4 protein-coding genes are annotated in these 5,623 nt (G+C 68.1%); 1 reads left to right on the top strand and 3 read right to left on the bottom strand.

Annotated features, from left to right (window positions below):
* Positions 1 to 2,735, top strand: a 2,735-nt coding sequence (locus tag FMQ63_RS36690; protein ID WP_141277030.1) for a pitrilysin family protein, incomplete at its 5' end; no start/stop codon positions are given.
* An 88-nt stretch (positions 2,736 to 2,823) separates the two neighbouring features.
* On the opposite strand, the gene FMQ63_RS36695 is transcribed toward FMQ63_RS36690, so the two are convergent.
* From FMQ63_RS36695 to FMQ63_RS36705, 3 genes are all read right to left on the bottom strand, one after another.
* Positions 2,824 to 3,123 carry a hypothetical protein gene (locus FMQ63_RS36695; protein WP_020478629.1) on the bottom strand — a complete coding sequence of 100 codons (300 nt, stop codon included), beginning with the start codon at positions 3,121 to 3,123 and terminating at the stop codon, positions 2,824 to 2,826.
* A 101-nt stretch (positions 3,124 to 3,224) separates the two neighbouring features.
* Positions 3,225 to 4,004, bottom strand: a complete 780-nt coding sequence (locus FMQ63_RS36700) for an alpha/beta fold hydrolase (RefSeq protein ID WP_011557398.1) — start codon at positions 4,002 to 4,004, stop codon at positions 3,225 to 3,227.
* The gene (locus tag FMQ63_RS36705; protein ID WP_011557397.1) at positions 4,001 to 5,263 is read right to left on the bottom strand and encodes a multidrug effflux MFS transporter; all 1,263 of its coding nucleotides are present in this window, start codon (positions 5,261 to 5,263) and stop codon (positions 4,001 to 4,003) included. The genes FMQ63_RS36700 and FMQ63_RS36705 overlap by 4 nt, the downstream gene beginning before the upstream one ends.
* Positions 5,264 to 5,623: the final 360 nt, after the last annotated feature.

Genomic DNA, 5,623 nt, shown 5'->3' on the forward strand with positions numbered 1-5,623 from the left:
CCGCCACCCAGTCCGTTGTCACGAAGAGCAAGGCGAAGGGCCGCGTGCTCGCCCCCGTGACGAGCGTGGAAGGCATCTCCGAGTACCGCCTGCCCAACGGGCTGAAGGTGCTCCTTTTTCCCGACCCCACCAAGCCCACGGTGACGGTCAACGTGACGTACTTCGTGGGCAGCAAGCACGAAGGCTACGGCGAGACGGGCATGGCCCATCTGCTGGAGCACCTGATGTTCAAGGGCACGCCCACCACGCGCAACGTGCCCCAGGCGCTCACCGAGCGCGGCGCCCGGCCCAACGGCACCACCTGGCTGGACCGCACCAACTACTACGAGACGCTGCCGGCCTCCGACGCCAACCTCCGCTGGGCCCTGTCCTTCGAAGCCGACCGCATGGTCAACAGCTTCATCGCGAAGAAGGACCTCGACAGCGAGATGACCGTCGTCCGCAACGAGTTCGAATCCGGTGAGAACGACCCGCGCGGCATCCTCTTCGAGCGCGTGATGAGCGCCGCGTACATCTGGCACAGCTACGGCAAGTCCACCATCGGCGCGCGCTCCGACTTGGAGAACGTTCCCATCGACCGGCTCCAGGCCTTCTACCGGAAGTACTACCGGCCGGATAACGCCATGCTGGTGGTGGCGGGCCGCTTCGACGAGGCCAAGGCCCTGTCGATGATTCAGGACACCTTCGGCAAGCTGAAGAAGCCCAGCCTGCCCCTGCCCGCCACGTACACCGCGGAGCCCACGCAGGACGGCGAGCGCGAGGTGCAACTGCGCCGCGTGGGCGACACCGCGCTGCTCACCAGCCTGTACCACGTGCCCGAAGGTGCGCACCCCGACTTCGCGGCCATCGACGTGCTGACGCTGGTCATGGGCAACAACCCCTCCGGGCGCCTCTACAAGTCGATGGTGGAGACGAAGAAGTCCTCGCGCGTGAGCGCGTCGAACCTCCAGCTTCGCGACCCGGGCATCATCGTCTTCAGCGCGGAGATGCGTGACGACCAACCGGTGGCCGCGGCCCGCGAGGCGCTGCTGAAGACGGTGGAGGACGCATCCCGCACGCCGTTCACCGAGGAAGAGGTCAACCGGGCCAAGGCCACGTTGTCCAAGTACATCGACCTCACCATCAACAACTCCGAGCGTGTCGCCATCAACCTGTCGGAGTGGGAGGCCACTGGTGACTGGCGCCTGCTCTTCCTGCACCGCGACCGCATCGAGGCCGTGACGCCCGAGGACGTGACGCGCGTGGCGGCCGCCTACCTCAAGTCCTCCAACCGGACGCTGGGCACTTTCATCCCGACGCCGAAGCCGGACCGCGCGGAGCTGCCGGCGCCAGTGGACGTGGCGAAGATGATGGACGGCTTCAAGGGCCGTGACGCCGTGGCGCAGGGCGAGGCGTTCGACCCGTCACCGGCCAACATCGAGTCGCGCGTGCAGCGCGGTGAGCTGCCGGGCGGCGTGAAGTACGCGGTGCTGCCGAAGAAGACGCGCGGCAACATGGTGAACGTGTCCCTCTCCCTGCGCTGGGGCACCGAGGAGGCCCTTCGCGGCAAGTCGGACGCGGCGCAGTACGCCGGACGCATGCTGATGCGCGGCACGAAGAAGCGCACGCGGCAGCAACTCCAGGACGCGTTCGACAAGCTGAAGGCGCGCGTGGGCGTGGATGGCAGCAGCACCGGTGCCTCCGCCTCCATTGAGTGCCCGCGGGAGAGCCTGCCGGAAGTCCTCAAGCTGGTGGCCGAGGTGCTGCGCGAGCCCGCCTTCGACGAGAAGGAGTTCGCCATGCTGAAGCAGGAGCGGCTGGCGTCGCTGGAGTCCGAGCGCAGTGAGCCGCAGACGCTGGGCAACATCGCCTTCTGGCGTTCGCTGTCGGGCCACTATGCGAAGGGCCACCCCTACTACGTGGCCACGCTGGACGAGCGCATCGCCGGGGTGAAGGACACCACGCTGGAGCAGGCGCGTGCCTACCACAAGGCCTTCTACGGCGCGTCGAACGGCGAGCTGGCCGTGGTGGGTGACTTCGAGCCCAAGGACATCGTGGCGCTCGCCGGCACCCTGCTGGGCGACTGGAAGAGCCCCGCGCCGTACCAGCGCGTGCAGCAGGTGTTCGGCGGCGGTGCGCCCGCGTCCGTCGCGCTGGAGACGCCGGACAAGGCCAACGCGTACTACATGGCGGGCCAGTCGCTGAAGCTTCGCAAGGACGACAAGGATTGGCCGGCGCTGGTGCTGGGCAACTTCGTGTTGGGCGGCGGTTTCCTCAACTCGCGGCTGGCCACGCGCATCCGTCAGCAGGACGGCCTCTCCTACGGCGTGGCCAGCAGCCTGGACGCGAGCGACGTCGACGAGGTGGGCACCTTCTTCACGTACGCCATCTACGCCCCGGAGAACGCGGCCCGGCTGGAGACGGCCATGCGTGAAGAGGTGACTCGCGCGGTGCAGAAGGGCTACTCGGCGGAGGAGCTGCAGAAGGCGCGCACGGGCATCCTGGAGTACCGGCAGTCGGCGCGGGCGCAGGATGGCAGCCTCGCGCGGCAGCTCGCCAGCTACCTGTTCCTGGGCCGCACGCTGGCCTTCGATGCGGCGCTGGAGCAGAAGCTGACCCAGCTCAAGCCGGAGGACGTGCGCAAGGCCATGGATCGTCACCTGGACTGGACGAAGGTGACGCAGGTGCGCGCGGGTGACTTCGCCACCGCGCAGAAGAAGGCCGCGCCCGCCGCGAAGGTCCCGGCCGCGCCGTGACGCCGTAGCCCGTCACCCCTGTGAGGGAATCAAGCCCCGCGGTGCCCGAGTGGCGCCGCGGGGCTTTTGATTGAGAGGCTGAACGGCTTCAACCCTTGCCGCGCACTGCTTGCCAGAGACTGCGGAAGAGGCCGCCAAAGGAGCCCTGCTTGCTGTCATCTGGAGGGATGGCGCCGGTTTCCAGTACGGCGACGTGGGCGCGCACCTGTTTGAACTGCGCATCTCGGATGCTTGGCTCGTTGGCTCTGACGTCCGCGTCTGAGAAGAAGTGCCAGAGGGAGTGAGGGATGCCGAGCAGTTCCTCAGAGGCCTTGATGCGGTCCTGGACCTTCTGCGCCTCGTCGTACCAAAGGCGCTGCTCTGCCTTTGTCTGGGCAGGCAGCTCCATGAGACGTCGGAGGTCCTGAGCGAGCTCACGTGGGCCGTAGGGGGGTGGGGATGAGGTATTCATGAGAGGCGACCCCGTGTGTACGCGCCCTCCCCTCCCCTTCAACGCGGCGGCAGTGTGGCGAGGAATGCATCCAGCGCGGCGTTGAAGCGCTCCGGTGCATCCATCATCAGCCAATGGCTGACACCTGAGAACACGGTGTGCGGCGTGCCCGGGTACAGGAGGTGGTAGGCATTGGGCTGGATGAAGGCATCCACGACGAGCGTGTGGAGAGGGCCCTTGTAGCGTTCCAGCACACGGTCCGAATTGAACGTGAGCATGCTCTCCAGCGCCCCGACCACCACCTCGCGCGGCGTGGCATGCAGCCAGCGCATCACCGACTCGTGCGTGTGTGGCTTCGCGTTCTGGAGGATGGGCGTGAACCATGCGTCCATGAAGGCGCGGTAGGACTCGGGACGTGTGCCTTCGTGGAAGCCTTGGAGCTGTTCGGGCGGAAGCGGCGGCATCGTCCCCGCGGCATCCACGATGACGAGCCCGGCCAGCCGTTCGGGCCAGCCACGGGCGTACTCCGCCGCGACGTAGCCGCCGAAGCTGTGGCCCACCAGGACGAAGCGCTCCAGGTCCAGGGCCGTGGCCACCGCGTGGATGTCATTGGCCATGTCCTCGGCGCCGTAGCGGCCCTGGGCGTCGAGGCCCGAGTCGCCCATGCCACGCAGGTCGAACGACACGGAGCGCTGCTTCAAATGTGCTTGCTGCGCGGCCCATTGCTCACGCCGGGAGGCGTTGCTGTGGACGAAGACGATGGGGAGTCCACCATTGCCAGTGTCGGTGACTGCGAGCTGGCCCGTGGGTCCCTGGACGGTACGCGAGGTGGAAGTCATGGCGCGGAGGACGATGACACGATTCGCGGCCCGTGCGCTTGGGCACCCTCCCCTGCCTCCTGCTGGCGCGTGCGCGCCCGGAGCCCGAAGAACGCGGCGAGCCACGCAAGCAGTGCCATGGCGGTCATGACCCCGGCCATGGGCATCGCGGTGCCATTGTTGAACGTGCTCACGGCCCACGACGCGCCGGCCGCCGCGGTGAACTGGAGCGCGCCCAGCGCGGCCGACGCCATGCCCGCGCGCGTGGCATGCCGCTCCAGCGCAATCGCAGCCGCGTTGGGTCCCACCAGGCCCATGGCCGACACGAAGAAGAACAGCGTGACGGCGATGCCCCACAGGCCCATGAAGCCGGTCCACGCCACCGCCAGCACGGCCACCGCCGCGACGACGCACAGGCTCAATGCCAGACGCAGCAGCCGGTGCAGCGGCAGGTGTGTCACCAGCTTGCGGTTGAGCTGCGCCACCGCAATCAACCCCATTGCATTGACGCCGAAGAACCAGCCGAAGTGCTCCTCCGGAATGCCATACAGCGAGATGAACACGAACGGCGAGCCCGCGATGTACGCGAACATGCCCGCCTGCGCGAAGCCTCCAGCCAGTGCGGGGCCCACGAAGTCCGGGTCCTTCATCAATGCGCCCATCCGGGAGCGCATCGACTGCGCCCCCACGTGCGGCGGCGCCGTCTCCGGCAGCGACTTCAGCACGAAGGCCAGCGCCACCGCGCCCACCGCCGCCAGCACCACGAAGATGGCCCGCCATCCCGAGTACTGGAGCACCATTCCGCCCAGCAGCGGCGCGAGGATGGGCGCCACGCCCATGACCAGCATCAGCCGCGACATCGTCCGCGCGGCGTTGGCGCCGGACCACAAGTCGCGCACCACGGCGCGTGGAACGACCAATGCCACCGAGCCACCGAGCGCCTGCACGAAGCGCATGGCCACCAGCATGGACGCCGACGGTGCCAGCGCGCAGCCGAGCGAGCCCAGGACGTACAGCGCCAGGCCCGCGTAGAGCGGACGCGTGCGCCCGAAGCGGTCGATGAGCGGGCCCGTGAAGAGCTGGCCCAGCGCCAATCCCGCGAAGCACGACGCGAGCGTGAGCTGGATGGCGGGCGCGGTGGATTGCAGGTCCTCCGCGATGCGCGGGAGTGCCGGCAGATACATGTCGATGGAGAGCGGTGCGAACGCTGTCAGCGTTCCCAGCAGCAACTCGAGGCCGAGTGTGCCCTTCTCAATGGACTGGGTCGAAGGCGTGGTCATGGACTCCCTGGGCCGAGGGCCGAGCCCCGGCGAATAACCGGCTTCCGGCCTCCGCACCGTGAATGTGCCGCGCACCCAGAAGCACGGTTGCTGGAAGGGAACGCCATGGCTGTACACACCACCGGCGAGCAGCCTCGTGGGCCTCCATCGGCATGTCAGACCCCCGGGTTATTCCTTTTCCCGTCGCGCACACGAAGGTGTCGGGCCCTGGCGGCCCGAGCTTGATTTCGCCACTGCGCCCTCACCGCACGGAGCGAGTCCACCCACCCGTGTACGCGACACCCGATTCCCCCGCGCGCGGCGGAGATGTGACGTCGCGCGCGGGGGAAAAGCGCGGTGCCAGGGCCATGGGGGCCAGGG

The sequence above is a fragment of the Myxococcus sp. CA005 genome (assembly GCF_006518205.1).
GTDB classification, from domain to species: domain Bacteria; phylum Myxococcota; class Myxococcia; order Myxococcales; family Myxococcaceae; genus Myxococcus; species Myxococcus xanthus.